Genomic DNA, 24043 nt, shown 5'->3' with positions numbered 1-24043 from the left:
GCGCTCGTCTAATCTGTCTAAGCTGCATTTTGCAAAGGATTGCTCGGCCGTTTGAACCGTGGGAGACCGTATGCGTTTGACCTGGGGCGCCCTGCTACTCCTGAGCACCAGCCTGGAAGCCGCCGAAGCGCCTTTACGCTTTGTCATCGCCGACAGCTGGGCCATGCCGACCATCGAGGTCGATGGCGAGCAGCCCACCGCCGGCATCCTTTACGACACCATGAACAGCCTCGCCCGACATATGGGCACCCGCGCCGAGTTCCACGTCCTGGCCCGCGCCCGGGTGCAGAACGCCATGGCCCAGGGCGAAGTCGATGTGCGCTGCTTCGCCGCCCAGGCCTGGCTACCGAACCTGTCCGGGGATTACCTGTGGAGCGTGCCGCTGTTCGTGCAACGCAACCTGCTGGTCAGCGATCGCTACCATCATGAGCCGATCAATCCGCAGGAGTTGCCCACTCAGCACATCGGCACCGTACTGAGCTACACCTACACGTCACTGCAACCCCTGTTCGAGAGCGCCCGGTTGATTCGTGACGATGCCCGCAACGAGGAGCAAGTCCTGCAAAAGCTTCAGATAGGACGCTACCAGTACGCAGTCGCCAGCCAGTGGACCCTTGACTGGTTCAACAAGACCCAGGCCTCCAGCAAACCCTTGCACCGCGTCGCGCTGCTGCAGGAACAAGCCGTGGGCTGCTATGTGCGCAATGACCCTGCAGTACCGGCCCAGCGGATTCTGCGGACCCTGCTGAAGATGAAGATGTCCGGCGAGATCGATGCCATCGTCCAGCGCTACGTCGACCCGCAGACCGGCGCTCAGGCCTCCGACACCGCCTCGCCCTGAAGCGTGCCGCACCGCCACGGCAGCGGCGGCTCGAAACTGCTGACCCACTCCAGCACGGCGTCGGCGGGCATGGGCGCAGCAATGAAATCCCCCTGAGCCACCTCACACCCGAGGGCCATCAATCGCTCCCCATGGGCCAGGCTTTCCAGGCCTTCCGCCACTACTTGGCGGCCAAACGCCCGGGCCAGCCCGACCAGAGCCTGGATCAGGGCCTGATCATCCTGGTCGTGAAGCATGTCGCGGACAAACAATCGATCGATCTTGATGGTCTGGGTACGCAGACGCTTGAGGTAGCTGAGGGACGAATGCCCAGTGCCGAAATCCCCCAGGGAGAACTGCACACCAAAGCCCTGACAGGCATCGAGGCAATCGCTGACACGCTGGATATTGTCGATGGCCACCGACTCGACGATCTCCAGATCCAGCAAGACCGGTGACACATCCGGGTAGCGATCGAGCATCCCCTTGAGCCGCTCGACAAAATCCGTGCGCTGGAAATGCCGGGCCGCGACGTTCAGGCTCACCGGCCAGACATGGCCCGCCGCCTGCCAGCGTTGCAGTTGGCTCATCACCTGATCCATGACCCACTCGCCGATGTCGACGATCAGGTCGGTCTCCTCCACCTGAGGCAGGAAGTCCTGGGAACCCAACATCCCGCGCTGCGGGTGCTGCCAGCGCAACATCGCCTCGAACCCCACCACCGCGCCGCTGCGCATGTTGACCTTGGGCTGGAAATACAGATGCAGCTCGCCGCTGTTCAGCGCCTGGCGCACGTGCTCTACCGTCTGGTAGGTGACCATCACTTCGCGATCACGCAGAACATCGAACAGGTGGAAGCGGTTGCGCCCGCTTTGCTTGGCCACGTACATCGCCTGGTCGGCGTGGCGCAACAAGGTATCGGCATCATGGTTATCGGTGGGAAACAGAGTCACTCCAATGCTGGCAAAGACATTGATGTCCTTGCCCTGGATCGAATACGGCTGGGAAATGCTCGCCAACACCCGCTGCAGCGCAGCACGCAGCTCCAGCATGTCCCGTACGTAACGCAGGATCAGCACGAACTCGTCCCCGGCCAGGCGCGCCACTACATCCTCGCCCCTGATGATCGAACGCAGGCGCGCAGCCACTTCCACCAGCAGCAGGTCGCCACAGGCGTGACCGTAGCCATCATTGACCGCCTTGAAGCCGTCCAGATCGAGCATGCATACCGCCAGGGGGATATTCTCCTGGCGGGAGAAATCCAGGGCCTGATGCAGCAAATCGGAAAGGAAGGCTCGATTGGGCAGACCAGTGAGCACGTCATGCCCAACGCGCCATTGCAGCGAGTGCAGCAACTGGCGCTTCTCACTGACATCGAAGCGGATCGACACGTAGCGCATCACCTTGCCGGAACGCTGGTCCACCAGGGGCACCATGGTGCTGTCGACCCAGTACAGGCTGCCATCCTTGGCACGGTTGCAGATCTCCCCCTTCCACACCCTGCCCTGGACGATGGTCTGCCACAGCTCGGTAAAGAACTCCGGAGGGTGTAGTCCCGAACTGAGCATCCGGTGGTTGGCTCCGATCAACTCTTCACGGCTGTAGCCCGATACCTGGCAGAACAGGTCGTTGACATAGGTGATGCAACCGCCGAGATCTGTCTCGGAGAAGATGGCGGCAGCATCGACGGCCCTGCGGTATTTCTCATCCATGAGTCGAACTCACTGTCGCTAGCGGTTGAACCGCTCGACCAAGGCACGTAGCCCGGAAGAGATGTTTTCCAGCTCCGCGCCGCGAACCACGCCAGCGCTGGCATTCTCGGCAGTGCGCTGCACCGTGGCGGCGACACTGTTGATCTGTTCGGAAACCGATTCCGCTACATGGGACTGCTCCTGGGACGCCGCAGCCATCTGCTGGCTCATGTCGGTGATGCGCTCCACCGCCGCGCCTATGCCCTGCAACGCCTGCTGCGCCTGCAAGACCTGTTGCACCCCTTGCTCGGCCTCCTCGATGCCGAGGCTGGCGATCTGCACCGCCTCGTCGGCACCGGCCCGCAGGCTTTGGATGATCCCCTGGATCTGCTGGGTGGACTCACGGGTCTTGCCGGCCAAGGCGCGCACCTCGTCGGCCACCACGGCAAACCCGCGCCCCTGCTCACCGGCGCGAGCGGCTTCGATGGCTGCGTTCAAGGCCAGCAGGTTGGTCTGGTCGGCAATCGCCTGGATCATGCTCGCCGCCACCATGATGTCCTGGGTCTGCCCGGCCAGATCGCCCACCGCCTGGTTGATCTGGGTAACAGTGCGGGCCAGCAACTGGATGGCGTCACGGGAAGTGCCCGCCACCTGACTGCCCTGCTGGGCCAGCAGGTTGGCTGTGTGGGCCTCGCTGGCGGTGTGCTGTACGTGTTCGGCAACCTCGGTGATCGAAGCGGCCATCTGGGTCATGGCGGCGGCCGTCATATCGGTCTCCGCTCGCTGCTCCAGTAGCGCCGACTCAGTACGGCTGGACAGCTGGCTGGAGTCGGCGGCCGCCGTTGCCATCTGTCGGGCCAGGTCGCTGAGGCGGGTCAAGGCGGTTTTCAGCCGCGCCTCTTCACTGAGCAGAATCAGTTGCAACTGCGCCGCTGGCCCCAGTGCGTCGCTGTAAGCCAGGGCACAGATCGGATCGGCAAAGGTGTTCGCAGTGCTACGCACAATCTGCTTGAGCTGCTGCCCCAAGCGGCGCTGGGCCAGCAGCCCGACAGCCACGAATCCCGTGACCGTCAGTCCCTGGGCCACCAACGTCGGCAGCCAGGTGAATGCCGCCAGGCAACCCACCGCCACCGCCACCGGCAATAGCAATGGCCTGGCTGCAGCCTCCAGGCGCCGCCAGGCCGAGACCGGTGCCTTGTCGGCGCGCAATCGCGCGTAGAGGATTTCAGCGCGGTTCACTTGCTCCCGGGTCGGCTTCACCCGCACCGACTCATAACCCACCAGTCGCCCCTCTTCGAGGATGGGCGTGACATAGGCGCTGACCCAGTAGAAATTGCCGTTTTTGCAGCGGTTCTTCACCACACCCATCCAGCTCTGTCCCGCCTTGAGATACCCCCACATCGACTCGAACACCGCTGCCGGCATGTCCGGGTGGCGCACCAGATTATGGGTGCTGCCGATCAGCTCGGCCTGGCTGAAACCACTCATCGCGGCAAACTCGGCATTGCAGTAGGTGATGTGGCTGTTGGTATCGGTGGCGGATATGAGCCGCTGCTGGTCGGGAAAGGTCTGCTCAACAGAGGTGACCGGCAAATTGAGACGCACTTTAGAACTCCATAGACAGCCTGCGATCAACAGTACCGGGAGGCCGGCAACAGCTTGATTCGCGACGTACTTTCCTGGCGGCACGACTCAATCGAAAGGTTCGCCCTGATTGCAGCCGTACAGCGGTTTGCGCGGCAGTTGACCATCGATTCGACGAAGATCAACTAGGATCAGATAAGGCGTCAGGTGGGGACGGCGGACGGAACGTTGGCGGGATTTACGAGACGGTCGGGCCTCTGCCAAGTCCTCGGTTTAGGTGAACAAGGGAAATGCAATGATTTCTTGTTTCATAAACCTGCCTTCTGAAACTAGATCACCAAATACCTGTCCGAAGCGCCGATTCTACGAAATGCATCACATTTTGCAAAGCAAGGTGATGAACCATGGTGTTGTCTAATGCCAATATTTATCGTTAAGTTCTTGATTCTAAATGGGAATTGAGCGATGCAAATTTCAAGTTTGGGTGCAGCCATCAAGCGTTATCGAAAGGTAGCGGGGCTTACTCAGGCTGAACTAGGTGAAAAAACCGGTTTTGACCCAAAAACCATCAGCCGCTTCGAAACCGGCACCTACACCCCCAGCGTTGAAGCTCTATTTCTGCTAGCCGAAGTACTGGGAGTGAAGCTGAAAGCCTTCTTCGCCGATCTGGGCGACGAAGAGGAACAGCGGGCTTATTTGTTCGGTGTCATTCACAAAGCCACCCCGAAGGATCTGGGAAAGCTGATAGCAGCGGTAGACCAGGCCTTGTCCAAGCCTTGAGCCCCGCAACAAATCAACGAGAAGAGGCACGCTTATCAACCCTGATAAGTTGGCCTCTTTTTTAATCCACGACTCCTGACAGGAACTGACAGACCCAGCCCATAAGCTTGTGCCCACAACACAGCCCAAAGGACCCTGGAGTCGTCATGATCACTAACACCTACTTCCTGCTTTATGTGGACAGCCCGACCGCCAGCGCGGAGTTCTACAGTCGCCTGCTGGACAAGCCACCGGTGGAGTCATCGCCGACCTTTGCCCTGTTCATCCTCGATTCGGGGATCAAGCTCGGCCTCTGGTCCCGCCACACGGTTGAACCGAGCGCCCAGGCAACCGGTGGTGGCGGCGAACTGGGCTGGGCCGTGGACAGTCGAGAAGCCGTGGACGAACTGCATCACCACTGGCATGCCCTGGACATGACCATCGCCCAGCCCCCCACCCAGATGGATTTCGGCTACACCCTGCTCGCCCTTGATCCGGACGGGCATCGCTTGCGCGTGCTCTATCTCACTGTCGACTGAGCCCATGACCCAGCAGAGGCGCCGATACCGGCGCCTTCCTCGCCCCAGACGGAAAATTAATAGAAACGTCTCATTGAGCGCCCCGACACTCATCGTTATCCTCCCCGCCGACTTGTCACAATTTGTAAGGGAATACGATGAAGTACCTGCGCCTCCTCATGGCGATGGCCGTCCTCTGCGCCACGCCACTCCTTGCCTTTGCTGCCACGCCGAACGAGAGCAAAGACGCCGAATCCCAGACCGCCGAACAGTTTCTCGCCTCGCTCTCCCCACGCCACGGTAACGTCAAGCTACCCGGGGATATCGCCAGCCTCGACCTGAGCCAGGAGTTCTACTACCTCAATCCCAAGGACACCGAGAAGCTGCTGACCGAAGGCTGGGGCAACCCGCCCGGCTTCACCACCTTGGGCATGATCGTGCCCAGCGCAGTCAGCCCGCTGTCCGCCGAAGGCTGGGGCGTAATCATCAGCTACAAGAATGACGGCCACATTTCCGACGACGACGCGGCGAAAATCGATTACCAGGACCTGCTCAAGCAAATGCAGGAAGCGGACGAGGAAGACAATAAGCAACGCAAGGAACAGGGCTACGGCGCCATCCACCTGCTGGGCTGGGCCGAACAGCCAAGCTATGACGCGCAATCCCACAAGATGTACTGGGCCCGCGAACTCAAGGCCGAAGGCGCCCAGAGCAACACCTTGAACTACAGCATCCGCGTGCTGGGACGCGAAGGCGTGCTGGAACTCAACGCAGTCGCTTCCATGGACGACCTGGCAACTATCAAACGCGAGATTCCCAAGGTCCTGGCCTTCACCAACTTCACCGACGGCAACCGCTACGCCGACTACAACCCCAGCACCGACAAACTGGCGTCCTATGGCCTGGCCGCTCTGGTGGCCGGAGGCCTGGCCAGCAAGGCTGGCTTGTTCGCCAAGCTGGGGGTACTGCTCCTGGCCGGCAAGAAGTTCATTGTCATAGGCGTGCTCGCCCTTGCCGCGTTCGCCGGCCGGCTGTTCAAGAAGAAAGGCTGACTGCAAGCTGCAACGCCCCTGCATGACGGGGTGTTGCAGCTCATCAACCACCCTGTTTCACCTGCACATCACACTCTTTCTCAGGCGATGTCCGCAGCCGCCAACGTCCTTCCAATTGCATGGCCATCACACTGCCCAGCACCACGGCCGCCCCCAGCACCACAGAAGATTGCACCCTCTCTGCAAGGACCATCGCAGCCAGCAGCATCGCCACCGGCGGAATCAGATACATCGCGATCGATGCCCGGCTGACCTCCACCCGCGCCAACACGTAAGCCCAGGCCAGATACGCCAGAGCACTGGGAAACAGCCCCAGCAACAACACCGCCAGATTCACCCGCCACGACGCCTGTGCCACCGCCTCGGGTAACCCGGGCGCATACACCGACAACAGCAACGTGCCGCCCCAAACCATGTAGCACACCGTGGTCAACACTCCGTAGCGCCCGGAAAAGCGCCGCTGCAAAACGAAGTACAAGCCCCAGGAAAACGCCGCCAACAACACCAGCAATCCACGCGGCTCGATCGATCCCAGCCCCTTGTCGGCGGCAACCACCAGCACCGCCCCAAGCAAACCCGCCAGCACGCAGCCCCAGCGCCAACCACTGACCGGCTCCTTGAGCCAGAAGAAGGCGATCAGCGTGCTGAAGATCGGCGCCGACTGCGCCAGCACGCTGGACGCTCCGGCACTCAAGCCCTGCTGACCATAGTTGAGGCTGACGTGATGCAGGGCGATGGCAAAGAACCCCAGCACCAGCAGCCAGGGCAGATCACGCCAACGCGGCAGGGATATTTTCAACAGCACTGCCATTGCCGCCATGAACAGCGAAGCGATCAGGAAACGCAACAGCGCCAGATGCCCAGGACTGTAGCCCTCAAGGCCAATATGGATGCCCACCGGCGAATAGGCCCAGCACAGAATGACCGCAGCGGTAGCCAGCAATAGCTTGAACCCAGGTAAGCGCTTCACGACACAGGCATCCAGACAGAGAGAAGAAACCCAGTCTCTCGCCCTCCACAACTCACCACAACTAACCGATACTGAGGCCATTCCTCACTGGAAATGAGCAATGGAACTGACCCAACTGAAGATGGTGAAAGCCGTGGCTCGCACCGGCAGCATTGCCCGCGCGGCCGAGCAATTGCATTGCGTGCCCTCCAACATCACCAACCGCCTCAAGCAGCTGGAGAACGAGCTCGGTACCCCGCTGTTCACCCGGGTCGGACGCGGCCTGAAGATCAGCCCGGCCGGGGACATATTCCTCGGCTACAGTGAGCGCATCCTGGCCCTGGTCGACGAAGCCAAACGCGCCGTGGACAGCCAGGCGGAGCCCAGCGGGTTGCTGCGCCTGGGCTCGATCGAATCCTGCGCCGGCGGCCGTTTGCCACCGCTGCTGGCGCAATACCACCGACGCTATCCCCAAGTGAACGTGGAACTGGTGACCGGCACCTGGTCGCAACTCTTTGAAGAACTGCAACACCAGCGTATCGACGGCGCCCTGGTGGCCATCGACACCTTGCCGACAAAGCTGCAGCAAACCGTGCTCTACCACGAGCCGCTGGTACTGATTTCCAGTGCAGGCACCGCCCCCATCCGCAACGCAAGCGATTTGCAGGGGCAAAATCTGTTCATGTGGCCACCGGGCTGCCCTTATCGCCGCGCCCTGGAAAACTGGCTGGCCAGGCACGGCCTGAACCTGCCCATTACCGGGTATGCCAGTTGGGGCACCATTATCGGCTGCGTCAGTGTGGGTGCCGGCGTCTCGCTAATACCGGAAGGCGTGCTGGAGCGCTATTCACAGTCGGCGACCCTGAACGTGCAGCGTTTCAGCGACCTGCTGCCAGTGGACAACCGCTTTGTCTGGCACCAGGACGTGCAGCGACACAGTGCGCGGGATGCGTTTGCCCAGCTGTTACGGGAACAGTTGGGGGCATGACGACGCCCCTCCTCGGCAAGCCAGCGAGCGTTTCGGCACAATGCACGAGCGCCCCGGCACAACAGCGGATTCTGCCTGCCAATAAACTCGTCTTTCATCACCAACACCCAGACGAGCCCCTCATGAAAAACCGACTTTTACTCAGCGCGCTTTCCTTGGGTCTGAGCCTTGGCGCTCACGCCGCCGAGTTCAGCATCAGCAGTCAAGACATCAGCGACGGCCAACCCTTGAGCCCTGGTGAAGTGTTCCAGGGCTTTGGCTGCGAAGGCGGCAACACCTCTCCCGAACTGTCCTGGAAAAATGCCCCACCGGGCACCAAAAGCTTTGCCATCACTGTTTATGATCCGGACGCCCCCACCGGCAGCGGCTGGTGGCACTGGACCCTGGTCAACCTCCCGGCTTCCACTCAGCAATTGCCCAGGGGCGCCGGCAGTGCCAAAGGCGAGCAACTGCCACCCGGCGCCATCCAGGGTCGTACCGATTACGGCCAACCCGGCTTTGGCGGCGCCTGCCCGCCAACGGGCGATAAACCGCATCGTTATCAGTTCACCGTCTGGGCATTGAAGGTGGATAAACTGCCCGTCGATGCCCAGGCCAGCGGCGCATTGGTGGGCTACATGCTCAACGCCAACGCCCTGGCCAAGACCACACTGACCGCTACTTACGGACGCTAGTAACGATGAACGCCCCTGCCGGCCTGCAGCATCATGAAAGCCGTATCGACACCTGCATCATCCGCGCCCGGCAAGCCCATGCCCTGCAACGGGTACCGATTTTCGTCAGCGCTCTGTGCCGAGTGCGCCAGGGCGAGAAACGCATGAACTGGGACGACCGCGAAATGCGCGTGGGCGGCCAGCACCTGATCCTGCTACCGGCGGGACGCGAAGTGGGCATCAGCAACTATCCGGGCGCGCAAGGTCACTACATCGCCGATGTCGTGACCTTTCCTGCCTCGGCCTTGCGGGCGTTCAGCCTGCGCTACCACCAGCAGATCATTACCCGTCCCGGGCGCAGCGGCGCGGACCTCTGCGTCCCCCTGGAGCGGCACACCGCCCTGGCCTGGGACAACCTGCTGGAATGCATTGCCAGCAATGCACCGGATGCCCTGCGCAGCCACTACGGCGAAGCGGTGCTGCTAGCCCTGGCCCTTGGCGGCTGGATTGGTCCGTTGTTGCTGGATCGTCACGACCCACTGTGCGAACGGGTGCAACAGATACTCATGAGCAACCCGGCGCGGGACTGGACGGTAGCCTGCGTTGCCGAGCGCTTGAACCTCGGGGCTTCCACATTGCGCCGCCAGCTGGCGCACGAGGACAACAGCTTCAGCAACATCCTCGAGAACGTCAGGCTGGGCCTGGCCCTGCAGTGGCTGCAAACCACGCCACGTCCCATCGGTGAAATCGCCGCAGCCAGCGGCTACGCCTCGGCTTCACGCTTTGCGGTGCGCTTTCGCAAGCATTACGGGCTTTCGCCCCGAGCGCTGCGGGCAGCGATCTAGCCAGCGCGCCTCACCGCGACAGGCCATCCATCACCGCATCGATGAAGGGAGCCTTTTGCGCGAGATACTCGCCAATGCCCTCGCGATTGCGAGCTTCAAGCTCAAGCTTCAGGTTTTGGTATTGCTGACGCAGATCGCCGTCCTGGCGCAGCAGGTCGCGAAAATGCAGCATGCGCTCGATCTGCTCATGACCCGAGAGACAGACATGCACTTTGTGGGTGCGCACGCCATCGACATCACGACGATAAAAATGATGTCCCTGGCTAAGGTTACTGCCTCGGACATAACCCAAAGTGACCATGAAGGCATTGCGCGCCAGTTCATCTCGGTGTTCTGCAACCACGACCAGCAGATCGATTTCCGGCTTGGCCGCCAACCCGGGAACAGCAGTGCTGCCCACGTGATGTACATCCATCAGTTCGCAACTGAAACCTTTGGCTATGCGCTCCTTCTCAGCTCTGAATGCCGCAGGCCACTGATCGTCATAGAGGGAAATCTTACTGGTAAGCGCCATGACCACTCCTTGATGCAAAGGCGTTGGATATTCCAGGAACGAACCGCACGGGCTGACTGGACAAGGGATTCGCGAGCCAGAAACCGGGCGCACGACAAAAAACACGCCAACAGAAATACTGCGCGAGTTCGAAGATTTTCAAGTGCTTTAAGAGTTTTGATCAATCTCGTTGAGGACCAACGAGAGGCGTTATGGAGGCAACCCCACCAGCCACACCCCGGCACACAATGTTCCCGCTGTGGCTGCTGCCTTCCGGCTCTGACCAGGTTCACGGGTAATCGTTGCGGGGGGACCGATGGGGTCACCATAACGACGCTCACCTGACGGCGAGCCGCGCCATTGTACCTATCTGAGTTGAACTTACAACCGCTCGTTGCAGATTAAAAAATCCGATGAGCTTCAAGCACTTGGATGTGGTCCGCCGACCGTACGGAGAGGCTCAGTCCAGGGACAGCACTTCGTCGGCGCGGCCACCTTCTTGCTGGATCACCAAGTGGATGAAATGCAGCTTGGCAATCACCGCCGGCGGCAGGATGAAGGGATAGAAATCCGGCTGGCCCATGCTGCGGGACAGTTCGTTGAGCATCCCCGCCAGTTCGATCCAGGCGTTGACGAAGGCCAGGAACGCCGGGCCGCCAGGGTGCTGCGGGTCGTACAGGCTGCTCAGGGGAAACGGCTGGTAGTCGAGATCGACGTCGCGGGCACTCATGCCAAAGCCCAGGGCGGTGTCCACCGCGTCCATCATGTGCAGGTAGTGAGCCCAGGTTTCCGCCCAATCCTCCCAGGGGTGCATGGTGGCGTAGGCGCTGACGTGGCTGTGTTGCCAGCCGTTTGGTGCGCCCTTCTGATAGTGCCGCTCCAGAGCCTCAGCGTAGCTATAGCGCTCGTCGCCGAACAGGCTGCGAAACGACTCCAGCCAGGGGCTATTGGCAATCAGCCGATCCCAGTAGTAATGCCCTACCTCATGACGGAAGTGCCCAAGCAGGGTGCGGTAAGGCTCATGCATCTGTGCCCGTACCCGCTCGCGATGGGCGTCATCGGCTTCCTTGATGTCCAGGGTGACCAGGCCATTGGCGTGTCCGGTAATCGGCGCCCTGCCCTCAAGATCGACACCAATGAAGTCGAAAGCCAGGCCCCGTTCTTCGTCGTCGCTCTTGGGGATCACTTGCAGGCCGAGGGCAATCAGCTGTGCTACCAGGCGGCGCTTGGCAATTTCCACTTTGCGCCAGCGCTCCGGATTCTCCGGGACGGACAAGTCGGGGATGGTGCGGTTAAGGTTGCAGGCTACGCACAGGGTGTCGGTCAGGTGGGCCGGCAGCAGCCAGTTACAAGCCGCGGGAGTATCGAGGTTGGCGCAGCGCTTGAAGGCACCCGCCTCAGGCTCGGCATCCAACACCCAGGTCCCAACAGCGGGTCCCGGCTGCAGGGACGACAGACAGCCCAGTTGCGGCGCGTAACCGAGCAAGGCCGAGCACGCCAGGCACTGGCTGTTGCGAAAGAACAGCGACTGCCCACAGCGGCATGACCAGAGTTTGCTGTTGCGTGAGCGGTCACCGACGAAGGGCGCGGCGATCCGGGAACTGAGCTGCTCGAAGAAACGGTACATGGCGCATCCTCCCTGGGGCTTGCCAAGACTAGATCATCCTGGCTGCCTCATCGTTCCCTCGGCCAGTCAGGAGCCGGCTTGCTGGCGAAACCATCACTGCCCAGCCGGCTCCAAGGATCACGCGGGGACGGGGATGCCGTGGTCGCCGAGGAAGGCAACAAAGGCCGCTTCATCCAGGACCTTGAGCCCCAACTCATTGGCCTTGGCCAGCTTGGAACCGGCTCCGGGGCCCGCGACGACGCAGTGGGTTTTCGCCGAAACGGACCCCGCTACCTTGGCGCCCAGGCTCTCCAGCTTTTCCTTGGCCACATCGCGACTCATCAACTCCAGGGAGCCGGTGAGCACCCAGGTCTTGCCAGCCAGGGGTAGGCCTTCGACCACCTTCTTCTCGCTCTGCCAATGCATGCCAAAGGCCTTGAGCTGCTCCTCGATGGCCTGGGCCAACCGAGCATTGGCCGGGATGTCGAAGAACTCCCGCACCGACTTGGCCTGCTTCTCCGGCAGGGCCTGGCGCATATCCAGCCAGTCTGCCGCAATCACGCCCTGCAGGGAGCCGAACTTGTCCGCCAGTTTCTGCGCCGCACCCGGCCCCACCGAGGGGATATTGAGCTTGTCGAGCATGCCGCCCAGCGTGGTACTGGCGGCGAACTCCGCCCCCAGCTCGCCCTGATCCTGCAACACCAGGCCGCATTGATCCGCGGCCAGCAAGGCACCAATCACATCCTGGTTATGGCTGTCTTCGAAGAAACTGTGAATCTCATGAGCCACTTCCAACCCCACATCCGGCAGGTAGGTCAGCACCTGGGGCAAAGCCTGCTGGACCCGCTCCAGGGTTCCCAGGGAACGGGCCAGGACCTTGGCGGTTTCCTCGCCTACGTCAGGAATACCCAAGGCATAGATGAAGCGAGCCAAAGCTGGACGCTTGCTGTCTTCGATAGCCTTGAGCAGCTTGTTGCTGGAAACCTCGGCAAAACCTTCCAGGTCGATGATCTGCTCGTACTTGAGCTGATAGAGATCCGCGGGCGAAGCGATGAGCTTTTCGTCCACCAGTTGCTCGATGGTCTTGTCCCCCAGGCCTTCGATGTCCATGGCGCGACGGGAAACGAAGTGGATGATCGCCTGCTTGAGCTGGGCACCGCAGGCCAGACGACCGACGCAGCGATACACCGCGCCTTCGCTGACGGTTTCCCGGCCCTTGCTGCGCTTGACCAGTTGCGTGCGCTCGACATGAGAGCCACAGACCGGGCAGCTTTGCGGAATCTGCACCGGCCGAGCGTTTTCGGGGCGGCGCTCAACCACCACTTGCACCACTTGCGGAATCACGTCACCGGCGCGGCGGATGATCACGGTGTCGCCGATCATCAGCCCCAGGCGCGCCACCTCATCCATGTTATGCAAGGTGGCGTTGGACACAGTGACTCCCGCCACCTTGACTGGCTTCAGGCGTGCCACAGGCGTCACGGCGCCGGTGCGGCCAACCTGGAATTCCACATCCAGCAACTCGGTGAGTTCTTCCATGGCCGGGAATTTATGGGCAATGGCCCAACGCGGCTCCCGGGCACGGAAGCCCAGTTCACGCTGAGAGGCGATGCTGTTGACCTTGAACACCACACCGTCGATCTCATAGGGCAGCGCGTTGCGTCGCTCGCCGATCTCACGGTAATAGTCCAGGCATTCGTCAACCCCTTTGGCCAGGCGTAGCTCTCGACTGATGGGCATGCCCCACTGCTTGAGTTGCTCCAGGTTGCCGATATGGGTGTCGGCAATGTCGGCAGTGACCTGGCCCAGGCCGTAGCAGCAGAACTCCAGCGGCCGGCTGGCAGTGATCTTCGAGTCCAGCTGGCGCAGGCTACCCGCCGCGGCGTTGCGCGGGTTGGCAAAGGTCTTGCCACCCGCCTCGAGTTGCGCCGCGTTCAGGCGCTCGAAACCAGCCTTGGACATGAAGACTTCGCCGCGCACTTCCAGGGTCGCCGGCCAGCCGCTGCCTTGCAGCTTGAGCGGAATATTGCGCACGGTACGCACGTTGACACTGATGTCTTCGCCGGTGGTGCCATCGCCACGGGTGGCGCCCCGGACCAATACGCCGTCCTGATACAGCAGGCTGACCGCCAGGCCGTCGAGCTTGGGCTCGCAGCTGTACTCCACCGCCGCGCCACCACCGAACAGATCGCCCGCCGGCAGGTCCAGGCCTTCGTTGACTCGACGATCAAACTCGCGCATGTCGACTTCTTCGAAGGCGTTGCCCAGGCTGAGCATGGGGATTTCATGGCGCACCTGAGTGAAGGCCGAGAGCGCCGCGCTGCCCACACGCTGGGTAGGCGAATCGCTGGTCACCAGCTCCGGGTGCTCGGCCTCCAGGGCCTTGAGCTCGTGGTACAAGCGGTCGTACTCGACGTCCGGAATGCTCGGCTCGTCCAGTACGTGGTAACGGTAGTTGTGTTGGTCCAGCTCAGCGCGCAGCTCAAGAATGCGGGTTTCAGCGGCGGTCATGGGGTTCTCTCATAAAGCAAAAGAGCAGCCTAGGCTGCTCGATCTGAAGATGGGGGCAAGGGCTTCGCTGGCAAGCCAGCTCCTGCGAGAGGAGCTGACTGTGGAAGCTTAGCGCTTTTGGGTCAGAGCACGGCGTTCGAATTCGACGATACGCTGACGGTAGTGCTCGATGGTCTGGGCAGTCAGCACGCTGCGCTGGTCGTCCTTGAGTTCGCCGTTGAGCTCCTGGGACAGCTTGCGCGCCGCCGCCACCATCACGTCGAAGGCTTGCTTCGGGTGACGCGGGCCAGGCAAGCCGAGGAAGAAGCTCACCGCCGGAGTGCTGAAGTGATCGATATCATCCAGATCGAACACACCGGGTTTGACCGCATTGGCCATGGAGAAAAGCACTTCGCCATTGCCTGCCATGCTTTCGTGGCGGTGGAAGATATCCATCTCGCCAAAACGCAGGCCGCTTTCAAGGATGTTCTGCAACAGTGCCGGGCCTTTGAAACCGGCGCTGTCGCGGCAGATCACACTGATCACCAGGACTTCTTCGGCTTGCGGCTGTTCCTTGTCACTGTGACCGGCGGCCTTGCCTTCATCCGCCGGGAAGTCATCGTCGCGGCTACTGAAGCTTGGGCCGCTATCCAGATCCAGGTCCAGATTGAGGTCGCCCTGATGAGGCTCGCCACCGCGCTTGCCGCGCTTGGATGAAGAACTTTCCCGGGGCTCGCGGGCAGGCATGCTGACTGACGGCAGATCGTGCTCGTCCAGTTGCGGTTCTTTATGAGTATCCAGCACCCGAGGCGGCCCCAGAAGTTCGGCACTGCCTTCATCATCCGGCAGATTGGAAAGACTTCGATCAAGACGGAACTTCAACTTCCCCTTGCCGCCGCGCATACGCCGCCAGCCATCAAAAAGAATACCGGCGATAACAATAATGCCGATGACGATCAGCCACTCGCGCAGACCGATTTCCATGTAATCCCGTGCCTCTATAAAAAATGCTGAAAAATAAGGGGTTTACAATCTGTAAACCGCTTTAAAACGTGGCGCCAACTCTATGTTCTGAATGGCGTTTTGCCCACGCATAGGAAAAATTGACATTAAACTAGCACGACCAAAGGCAACTTTACACCGTCTGTCGCAACGGTTACGGCCAATATGTCGATTGGCCAGCTTGGTAATGGGAAAAATCCCCTGAATTGCCCTCCAACAGTCGCCTTAGTCGCACGGACTCAAGCGTCCACCATCGCCATCGCCTCCTCGACATCCACGGCTACCAGCCGCGAACAACCGGGTTCGTGCATCGTCACCCCCATCAACTGATCGGCCATTTCCATGGCGATCTTGTTGTGGGTGATATAGATGAACTGCACAGTCTGCGACATCTCTTTAACCAATCTTGCATAGCGTCCAACGTTAGCGTCATCCAGCGGCGCGTCAACTTCATCGAGCATGCAGAACGGCGCCGGATTCAACTTGAAGATAGCGAATACCAGAGCCAATGCAGTCAATGCCTTTTCGCCACCCGAGAGCAAATGAATGGTGCTGTTCTTCTTCCCGGGAGGACGCGCCATGATCGTTACCCCTGTATCGAGTAGATCTTCGCCCGTCAGTTCCAAATAAGCGCTGCCGCCACCGAAAACTTTTGGAAAGAGTGCCTGCAAACCGCCGTTGATCTGATCAAAGGTATCCTTGAATCGATTGCGGGTTTCCTTGTCGATCTTGCGAATCACGTTTTCCAGGGTTTCCAGGGCTTCCACCAGATCGGCGTCCTGGGCATCCAGATAGCGCTTGCGCTCGGACTGCTGCTGATACTCGTCGATGGCCGCTAGGTTGATCGCGCCCAAACGTTGAATTCTTGCCGCAATGCGTTCCAGCTCTTCTTCGGCGGCCTGCTCGCTGGCCTCCCCGGTCAGGGTCGCCAGCACGCCGTCCAGGTCGTAGCCATCGGCCAGCAACTGCTCCTGCAAGGTCTTGCGACGCACGGTCAGGGCTTGCCATTCCATGCGCTGCTGTTCGAGCTGGCCGCGGATCAGCTGGGATTGCTGCTCGGCCTGGTTACGGCGCTTCTCGGCATCGCGCAGTTCGCGATCGGCATCTTCCAGGGCGATCTGCGCGGTCTTGAGCTCGACATCCACGGTCATGCGCTTTTCCAGCAGCTCTTCGAGCTTGAGGCGCAGTTCTTCCAGTGGCGCCTCGCCCTCCTCCAGGTTGAGGCTGAGCTGTTCGCGCTTCTCGGTCAGACGCTCGGACTGCAGCTCCAGGCGCTCCAGGGCCTGACGCGTGGAATCATGCTGGGCCTTGAGGGAGCCCATGCGCACCGCCAATTGATGAGCATGATCCTTGTGCTGGCGTGCCTCCTGGCGCACCCGATCAAGGCGCTCGCGCAAGCTGTCGCGCTGAGCCAACAGCAACTCACGCTGCTCGGTATCCAGGGCCATGCTGTCGAGGGCTTCCTGCAACTGCAGGCGCGCCTCGCCCACCTGTTCATGCTCCAGCTCACGCTGTTCGCCAAGCTCTACCAATTCTTCATCGAGGCGAGTACGACGCAGATTCAACTGCTCGGCCTTCGCCTTGCCGGCGGACAGCTTGGCTTTCAATTCACCCTGCTGGCGAGCCTCGTCCTGCAACAGGCGACGCAAGTGTTCGCGACCGTTCTCCTGCTGACGTTGCTGGGCCCGCAAGTTGAGCAATTGGCTCTCCAGGGCTTCAACACTGGCTTCGCGCTCATCGCGCTCCAGCGTCAATTGCTGGATTTCCTGGCCCCGTGCCAGCACGCCACTCTCCGCTTCACTGGCCCGTCGCACCCGCAGGAAATGCCGACCGACCCAATAGCCGTCGCGGCTGATCAGACTCTGCCCGGCTGCCAGTTGCCCACGCAGGGCCAGGGCCTGTTCGAGATTTTCCACCGGTTTGACCTGACCCAGCCAGGGCGACAGATCCACTGTGGATTCCACCTTGTCCAGCAGGCTGCCGGGGATGCGCAAGGCATCGCCCTGCAGGCTCAGCAGACGCAGATCGCCTTGCTGGAAACCGGCCAGATCGATGCTGGAAAAATCGTCCACCAACACCGCTTGCAGGTCGGCACCCAGCACGGTTTCCACTGCCAGCTCCCAACCCGCCTCCACGTGCATGCCATCGGCCAGGCGCGGACGCTCGGCCAACTGCTGCTCACGCAACCATTCTGCAGTGCCGGTGCCAGGGTCCAGCGCAGCCTGCTGCAAGGCTTCCAGGGACGCCAGCCGGCCATTGAGGCGCTGCAATTCACCCTGGGCCTGCTGCTGTGCCTGGGTCGCCTGCTGTAATTGCTGGCGCAGTTGTTCCAGGCGCTCGACCTGGGATTCCTCGCTGGCTTGCAGGTCTTCCAGAGTTGCTTCGCTGGCAGCCAGTTGCTCGTTGAGCTCGAGGATCGCCGCGTCTTCCGGGTCGGCCGAGAGCAACTCGCGCTCCTCCCCCAGGCGCCGCTGGCGCTCGGACAAACGCTCCATGCTGCCTTCGAGCTGCTGGATCCGCGACTGCTGCACTTCCGCCTGGCGCCGCGGCTCGGCGGAGCTCAGGTTGAAGGCGTCCCACTGCTCCTGCCAGCCATGCATGGTGGTTTCGGCTTCTTCCAGGGTCGCGGCAGCTTCCTCCGCGGCGGCCGCCGTGACCTCCTGCTCGGGCTCGAGCATGGCCAGCTCTTCCCCCAGGGTTGCCAGCAAGGTGCGGTCGTGCCCCAGGTGCGACTCGGTCTCCAGGCGCGCACGCTCGGCTTCCTTGAGATCGTCCTGCAACTGCCGCAGGCGCTGCTGGCCGTGCTGGATGCTTTGCTCGACCCGAGCAATGTCGCCACCCACCGAGTAGAAGCGCCCCTGCACCAGATTGAAGCGCTCGGACAATTCATGGTGACCGTCACGAAAGCGTTCGATAGCAGCATCGGCATTACGCTGCTCGGCCACCAGGGCCTCGAAACTGACTTCCTGGCTACCGATCACCGACTCGCGCTGGCCAACCTGCTCATTCAATGCCTGCCAGCGCAGAGCCGACAGTTGCGCCTTGAGCTGGCGCTCCTCGGCCTTGTATTCCTGATACTTCTCGGCGGCCTGGGCCTGGCGATGCAGACGCTCCAGCTGACGCTCCAGCTCTTCGCGCAGGTCGGTCAGGCGGGCGAGGTTCTCGTGGGTGCGGCGGATGCGGTTTTCCGTCTCGCGCCGGCGCTCCTTGTACTTGGAGATGCCCGCGGCTTCTTCGATGAAATTGCGCAGATCCTCCGGCTTGGCCTCGATCAGCTTGGAGATCATGCCCTGCTCGATGATCGAGTAGCTGCGCGGCCCCAGGCCAGTGCCGAGGAAGATGTCGGTGATATCCCGACGGCGGCACTTGGCGCCGTTGAGGAAATAGCTGTTCTGGCTGTCGCGGGTCACCTTGCGGCGGATGGAGATTTCCGCATAGGCGGCGTACTCGCCCACCAAGGTGCCGTCGGAGTTGTCGAACACCAGTTCGATACTGGCCTGGCTCACCGGTTTGCGACTGGTGGAGCCATTGAAGATGACGTCGGTCATCGACTCGCCGCGCAGGTTTTTCGCCGAGCTTTCGCCCATCACCCAGCGCACGGCGTCGATGATATTCGACTTGCCGCAGCCATTGGGGCCCACCACTGCCGCCATGTTACTGGGGAAGTTCACCGTGGTCGGATCGACGAAGGACTTGAACCCCGCCAGCTTGATGCACTTGAGTCGCACGCTTAAGCATCCGCCAACGCAGACACCACCAGATCGCTGCTGCGCTGGGCGTAGGCCGTCAACACCTGGCGGATCTGCTCCAGATCACGGGCCAGCACCGCGGCCAGCAACTGCTCGAACAACGCCAGGTACTCGCTCATCGACGCCTTGCGCTGATCCAGTGCCAGGTAATAGGCACGGCTCATGGCCGGCTGCAGGTTCTCGACGGTTTCCTGCAGATAAGGGTTGTTGGCGAAAGGATAGGCCGCGCGCATCACGCTGAAGCTGTCCTCGACGAAGGCGCGGATGTCCTGGCGCTCGTAGGCGCCCTCCAGGCGCTGCTGAATCTGCAGGAACGGCGTCATGTCGCTCTGCTGCGCCCAGCCGCTGGCCACCGAATTACCCAGCAGGATGTACAGCTCGCTCATCAGGGTGCAGAGACTGCGGACCTTGTGCTCGGTGAGCTCGGTCACATGAGCACCACGGCGCGGCAGGATGGCAATCAGATGGCGGCGCTCAAGAATCAGCAAGGCCTCGCGGACCGAACCACGGCTGACATTGAGGGCCAAGGTGACCTTCTGTTCCTGGATGCGCTCTCCAGGCTTGAGATCCCCGCGAATGATACGTTCGGCGAGGTGGTGAGCAATCTGCTCGGCGAGGCTGTCCGGCGCCTTGAACGTCATGGTTTTCCTTCAAAATCTTTAATCGGCACAAGCGGCGCAGTGTAGCGCAATTGCTACATCATCGCGGAGTGCCCCGACAGGGGAATTTGGCATGAAACAAGCAGATTGATGTTGATTCAAGGGTTTCTCAAATGCCGTTCATACTTGAAATGTTGAGCATGGAAAATTCCTGACCTCAAAGTCAGAAAATCATTGACCGAAAAGTCAGACATGACTAAATTCGGCTCAGTTCGCTTAACAACAATAAAGAGTCTGCGAGGCCTTCCGTGATCCAGTTTTTACTCAACCAGGAACTCCGTAGCGAGCACGCCCTGGACCCAAACCTGACCGTGCTCAACTATCTGCGCGAGCATCTGGGAAAACCCGGTACCAAGGAGGGCTGCGCCAGCGGTGACTGCGGCGCCTGCACCGTGGTGGTGGGCGAGTTGCAGATGGATGCCCAGGGCGGCGAATCCATTCGCTATCGCAGCCTCAACTCGTGCCTGACCTTCGTCTCCTCCTTGCACGGCAAACAGCTGATCAGCGTCGAAGGCCTCAAGCACCAGGGCCAACTGCACAGCGTGCAGCAGGCCATGGTCGAGTGCCACGGTTCACAATGCGGCTTCTGCACCCCCGGGTTCGTCATGTCGCTGTTCGCCCTGCAAAAGAACAGCAGCGAGCCGAACGCCCACAAAGCCCATGAAGCCCTGGCCGGCAACCTGTGCCGTTGCACCGGCTACCGGCCGATCCTCGCTGCCGCCGAGCAGGCCTGCTGCGGCCAGCAGAGCGATCAGTTCGACGCCCGCCAGACCGAGACCATCAGTCGCCTCAAGGCCATCGCACCCAAGGACACCGGTGAACTCAACAGCGGCGACAAGCGCTGCCTGGTGCCGCTGACCGTGGCCGACCTGGCCGACCTCTACGACGCCTACCCCCAGGCACGGCTGCTGGCCGGCGGCACAGACCTGGCCCTGGAAGTCACCCAGTTCCACCGCACCCTGCCGGTGATGATCTACGTCGGTAACATTGCCGAAATGAAGCGCATCGAGCGCTTTGACGATCGCCTGGAGATTGGCGCGGCCACAGCCCTCACCGACTGCTACGACGCACTGCACGCCGAGTACCCGGATTTCGGCGAATTGCTCCAGCGCTTCGCCTCGTTGCAGATCCGCAACCAGGGCACTCTGGGGGGCAATATCGGCAATGCCTCACCCATCGGCGACTCACCGCCCCTGCTGATCGCCCTGGGCGCGCAAATCGTACTGTGCAAGGGCGAAGTACGCCGCACCCTGGCCCTGGAAGACTATTTCATCGATTACCGGGTCACGGCCCGTCAGGACAGCGAGTTCATCGAGAAGATCATCGTGCCCCGGGCCAGCGCCGAACGGCTGTTCCGTGCGTACAAGGTCTCCAAGCGCCTGGACGACGATATCTCCGCGGTCTGCGCGGCCTTCAACCTGCAGATTGAAAACAGCGTGGTCAGCGACGCCCGCATTGCCTTCGGCGGCATGGCGGCGATCCCGAAACGAGCCAAGAGTTGTGAAACCGCACTGATTGGCGCGTCCTGGAACCTGTCCACGGTGGAGCGCGCCTGCGCCGCCCTGGCAGAGGATTTCACCCCGCTTTCGGATTTTCGTGCGAGCAAGGAATACCGCCTGCTGAGTGCACAGAACCTGCTGCGCAAGTACTTCATCGAACTGCAAACACCGCACATCGAGACCCGGGTGACCGCTTATGTCTAATCATCACAAAGTCGAGAAGACTCAAGCCGAACTGACGGCCCTGTTTCACCAGGACCTGACCACGGGCGTCGGCCGCAGCGTCAAGCACGACAGCGCCGACAAACACGTGTCCGGTGAGGCGCAGTACATCGACGACCGCCTGGAATTCCCCAACCAGTTGCACGTCTACGCGCGACTGTCGGACCGAGCCCACGCCAAGGTCATCAGCATCGATACCGCGCCCTGCTATGCCTTCGAGGGTGTGCGCATCGCCATCACCCACGAGGACATTCCCGGCCTGAAGGACATTGGCCCGCTGATGCCCGGCGATCCGCTGCTGGCCATCGACACCGTACAGTTCGTCGGCCAACCGGTGCTGGCGGTGGCGGCCCACGATCTGGAAACCGCGCGCAAGGCGGCCATGGCCGCGATCATCGAGTATGAAGACCTGGAGCCGGTGCTGGACGTAGTGGAAGCCCTGCGCAAGCGTCACTTTGTGCTGGACAGCCACACCCACCAGCGCGGCGACTCGGCCGGCGCGCTGGCCAGTGCCGAACACCGCATTCAGGGCACGCTGCACATCGGCGGCCAGGAACACTTCTACCTGGAAACCCAGATTTCCTCGGTAATGCCCACCGAGGACGGCGGCATGATTGTCTACTGCTCGACCCAGAACCCCACCGAAGTGCAGAAACTGGTGGCGGAAGTGCTCGACGTGTCGATGAACAAGATAGTGGTCGACATGCGGCGCATGGGCGGCGGTTTCGGCGGCAAGGAAACCCAGGCTGCCAGTCCCGCCTGCCTATGCGCCGTGATCGCCCGCCTCACCGGCCAGCCGACCAAGATGCGCCTGCCACGGGTCGAAGACATGCTGATGACCGGCAAGCGCCACCCCTTCTACGTCGAATACGACGTGGGCTTCGACAGTACCGGACGCCTGCACGGCATCCAGCTGGAACTGGCAGGCAACTGCGGCTGCTCACCGGACCTCTCGGCGTCCATCGTCGACCGCGCCATGTTTCACTCCGACAACTCGTACTACCTGGGCGATGCCACCATCAACGGCCATCGCTGCAAGACCAACACCGCGTCGAACACTGCCTATCGCGGCTTCGGCGGCCCGCAAGGCATGGTTGCCATCGAGGAGGTGATGGACGCCATTGCCCGCCACCTGCACCTGGACCCGCTGGCGGTACGCAAGGCCAACTACTACGGCAAGACCGAGCGCAACGTCACCCACTACTACCAGACCGTCGAGCACAACATGCTCGAAGAGATGACTGCCGAATTGGAAGCCAGCAGCCAGTATGCCGAGCGCCGCGAAGCCATACGGCTGTACAACGCCAACAGCCCGATCCTGAAAAAGGGCCTGGCACTGACCCCGGTGAAGTTCGGCATCTCCTTCACCGCCAGTTTCCTCAACCAGGCCGGCGCGCTGATCCACATCTACACCGACGGCAGCATCCACCTGAACCACGGCGGCACCGAAATGGGCCAGGGCCTGAACGTCAAGGTGGCCCAGGTAGTGGCCGAAGTGTTCCAGGTGGATATCGAGCGGGTACAGATCACTGCCACCAACACCGACAAAGTACCCAACACCTCACCGACCGCTGCATCCAGTGGCGCCGACCTCAACGGCAAGGCCGCGCAGAACGCAGCGCAGACCATCAAGTCGCGCCTGGTGGAGTTTGCCGCGCGCAAGTACCAGGTCAGCGAAGAAGATGTGGAATTCCACAACGGCCACGTGCGTGTCCGCGAGCATATCCTGACCTTCGAGGAACTGATCCAGCAGGCGTATTTCGCCCAGGTGTCGCTGTCCAGCACCGGTTTCTACAAGACCCCGAAGATCTACTACGATCGCGCCCAGGCTCGGGGTCGGCCGTTCTACTACTTCGCCTTTGGCGCAGCCTGCGCCGAGGTCATAGTCGATACCCTGACCGGCGAGTACAAGATGCTGCGTACCGACATCCTGCACGACGTCGGTGCCTCGTTGAACCCGGCCATCGACATCGGCCAGGTAGAAGGCGGTTACATCCAGGGCATGGGCTGGCTGACCACCGAAGAACTGGTGTGGAACGCCAAGGGCAAACTGGTGACCAATGGTCCCGCCAGCTACAAGATCCCGGCGGTGGCCGACATGCCCCTGGACCTGCGGGTCAAGCTGGTGGAGAACCGCAAGAACCCGGAAGACACAGTGTTCCACTCCAAGGCCGTGGGCGAGCCGCCGTTCATGCTTGGCATCGCCGCCTGGTGCGCGATCAAGGACGCAGTGGCCAGCCTTGGCGACTACCGCCATCAACCGCAGATCGATGCCCCGGCGACACCGGAGCGAGTGTTGTGGGGCTGCGAGCAGATGCGTCGCTTGCAGGTGACCAGGGCCGCGGATCAGCAAGTCGAGCTGGCGCCGCTGTAACGGCCTTCGCCGGCAAACCTGCTCCTGCCTCACGCCCGTAGGAGCCGGCTTGCCGGCGCAGAAGCCTGAACAGACCACCAAGATGTCGAG

The 24043-nt window shown here is 61.5% G+C and carries 18 protein-coding genes, 1 other RNA gene and 1 pseudogene; 9 read left to right on the top strand and 11 right to left on the bottom strand.

Translation table 11 applies throughout. The annotated features are described in order from the left end of the window. The first annotated feature begins 70 nt into the window (after positions 1 to 70). Complete coding sequence (locus tag FW796_RS24455) at positions 71 to 841, top strand: substrate-binding periplasmic protein (RefSeq protein ID WP_346631813.1); 771 nt, start codon at positions 71 to 73, stop codon at positions 839 to 841. Here FW796_RS24455 and FW796_RS24450 read toward each other — a convergent pair. The 3 genes and pseudogenes from FW796_RS24450 to FW796_RS24440 all read right to left on the bottom strand — a co-directional run. Beyond that, positions 814 to 2532, bottom strand: coding sequence for a putative bifunctional diguanylate cyclase/phosphodiesterase (locus FW796_RS24450; RefSeq protein WP_346631814.1), 1719 nt, complete (start codon positions 2530 to 2532; stop codon positions 814 to 816). The two genes, FW796_RS24455 and FW796_RS24450, sit on opposite strands and share 28 nt — an antisense overlap. Positions 2533 to 2550: 18 nt before the next feature. Beyond that, positions 2551 to 3660 carry a methyl-accepting chemotaxis protein gene (locus FW796_RS24445; RefSeq protein ID WP_446440217.1) on the bottom strand — a complete coding sequence of 370 codons (1110 nt, stop codon included), beginning with the start codon at positions 3658 to 3660 and terminating at the stop codon, positions 2551 to 2553. 174 nt (positions 3661 to 3834) lie between these two features. Next, a pseudogene (locus tag FW796_RS24440) lies at positions 3835 to 4116 on the bottom strand (PAS domain-containing protein); the annotation flags it as partial. Positions 4117 to 4560: 444 nt separating this feature from the next. On the opposite strand from FW796_RS24440, the gene FW796_RS24435 reads away from it, so the two are divergent. The 3 genes from FW796_RS24435 (at position 4561) to FW796_RS24425 (ending at position 6424) form a co-directional block, all read left to right on the top strand. Beyond that, positions 4561 to 4875 (top strand): helix-turn-helix domain-containing protein, encoded by a 315-nt coding sequence (locus FW796_RS24435; RefSeq protein ID WP_011060220.1) that lies wholly within the window; start codon positions 4561 to 4563, stop codon positions 4873 to 4875. A gap of 146 nt (positions 4876 to 5021) precedes the next feature. After that, positions 5022 to 5393 carry a VOC family protein gene (locus tag FW796_RS24430; RefSeq protein ID WP_446440186.1) on the top strand — a complete coding sequence of 124 codons (372 nt, stop codon included), beginning with the start codon at positions 5022 to 5024 and terminating at the stop codon, positions 5391 to 5393. A gap of 137 nt (positions 5394 to 5530) precedes the next feature. Continuing rightward, positions 5531 to 6424 (top strand): DUF2167 domain-containing protein, encoded by an 894-nt coding sequence (locus FW796_RS24425; protein WP_346631817.1) that lies wholly within the window; start codon positions 5531 to 5533, stop codon positions 6422 to 6424. A gap of 43 nt (positions 6425 to 6467) precedes the next feature. Here FW796_RS24425 and FW796_RS24420 read toward each other — a convergent pair whose 3' ends face one another. Next, positions 6468 to 7394: a DMT family transporter gene (locus tag FW796_RS24420; protein ID WP_446440185.1), complete on the bottom strand. Its 927-nt coding sequence runs from the start codon at positions 7392 to 7394 to the stop codon at positions 6468 to 6470. Between the two features lie 100 nt (positions 7395 to 7494). On the opposite strand from FW796_RS24420, the gene FW796_RS24415 reads away from it, so the two are divergent. From FW796_RS24415 to FW796_RS24405, 3 genes are all read left to right on the top strand, one after another. Beyond that, positions 7495 to 8361 (top strand): LysR family transcriptional regulator, encoded by an 867-nt coding sequence (locus FW796_RS24415; RefSeq protein WP_346631819.1) that lies wholly within the window; start codon positions 7495 to 7497, stop codon positions 8359 to 8361. Between the two features lie 122 nt (positions 8362 to 8483). Next, complete coding sequence (locus FW796_RS24410; protein WP_346631820.1) at positions 8484 to 9035, top strand: kinase inhibitor; 552 nt, start codon at positions 8484 to 8486, stop codon at positions 9033 to 9035. Positions 9036 to 9040: 5 nt separating this feature from the next. Beyond that, entirely contained in the window at positions 9041 to 9859 is an 819-nt protein-coding gene (locus FW796_RS24405) for a helix-turn-helix transcriptional regulator (RefSeq protein WP_446440184.1), read from the top strand. Between the two features lie 10 nt (positions 9860 to 9869). Here FW796_RS24405 and FW796_RS24400 read toward each other — a convergent pair whose 3' ends face one another. From FW796_RS24400 to FW796_RS24370, 7 genes are all read right to left on the bottom strand, one after another. Then, a complete protein-coding gene (locus FW796_RS24400; RefSeq protein WP_346631822.1) occupies positions 9870 to 10373 on the bottom strand; it encodes a GrpB family protein in 504 nt (167 codons plus the stop codon). A 201-nt stretch (positions 10374 to 10574) separates the two neighbouring features. Next, an RNA gene (gene ffs, locus FW796_RS24395) (signal recognition particle sRNA small type) lies at positions 10575 to 10671 on the bottom strand. Positions 10672 to 10812: 141 nt separating this feature from the next. Then, complete coding sequence (locus tag FW796_RS24390) at positions 10813 to 11979, bottom strand: zinc-binding metallopeptidase family protein (protein WP_404938846.1); 1167 nt, start codon at positions 11977 to 11979, stop codon at positions 10813 to 10815. A gap of 117 nt (positions 11980 to 12096) precedes the next feature. Beyond that, positions 12097 to 14469, bottom strand: coding sequence for an NAD-dependent DNA ligase LigA (gene ligA / locus FW796_RS24385; RefSeq protein ID WP_404938844.1), 2373 nt, complete (start codon positions 14467 to 14469; stop codon positions 12097 to 12099). Positions 14470 to 14577: 108 nt separating this feature from the next. Next, positions 14578 to 15432 carry a cell division protein ZipA gene (gene zipA, locus FW796_RS24380; RefSeq protein ID WP_123725813.1) on the bottom strand — a complete coding sequence of 285 codons (855 nt, stop codon included), beginning with the start codon at positions 15430 to 15432 and terminating at the stop codon, positions 14578 to 14580. Positions 15433 to 15689: 257 nt separating this feature from the next. Then, positions 15690 to 19178, bottom strand: a complete 3489-nt coding sequence (gene smc / locus FW796_RS24375) for a chromosome segregation protein SMC (protein WP_446440183.1) — start codon at positions 19176 to 19178, stop codon at positions 15690 to 15692. Between the two features lie 2 nt (positions 19179 to 19180). Beyond that, positions 19181 to 19840 (bottom strand): GntR family transcriptional regulator, encoded by a 660-nt coding sequence (locus FW796_RS24370; RefSeq protein WP_346631826.1) that lies wholly within the window; start codon positions 19838 to 19840, stop codon positions 19181 to 19183. 266 nt (positions 19841 to 20106) lie between these two features. Between FW796_RS24370 and xdhA the strand changes: the two genes are divergently transcribed. Both xdhA and xdhB read left to right on the top strand, forming a co-directional pair. Beyond that, a complete protein-coding gene (xdhA, locus tag FW796_RS24365) occupies positions 20107 to 21561 on the top strand; it encodes a xanthine dehydrogenase small subunit (protein WP_446440182.1) in 1455 nt (484 codons plus the stop codon). Continuing rightward, entirely contained in the window at positions 21554 to 23953 is a 2400-nt protein-coding gene (gene xdhB, locus FW796_RS24360) for a xanthine dehydrogenase molybdopterin binding subunit (RefSeq protein ID WP_346631828.1), read from the top strand. The genes xdhA and xdhB overlap by 8 nt, the downstream gene beginning before the upstream one ends. Positions 23954 to 24043: the final 90 nt, after the last annotated feature.

It is taken from the genome of Pseudomonas sp. 910_21, assembly GCF_052850735.1.
Note: the sequence above shows the minus strand (reverse complement) of the source record. Positions and strands in the feature narration are given on the sequence as shown.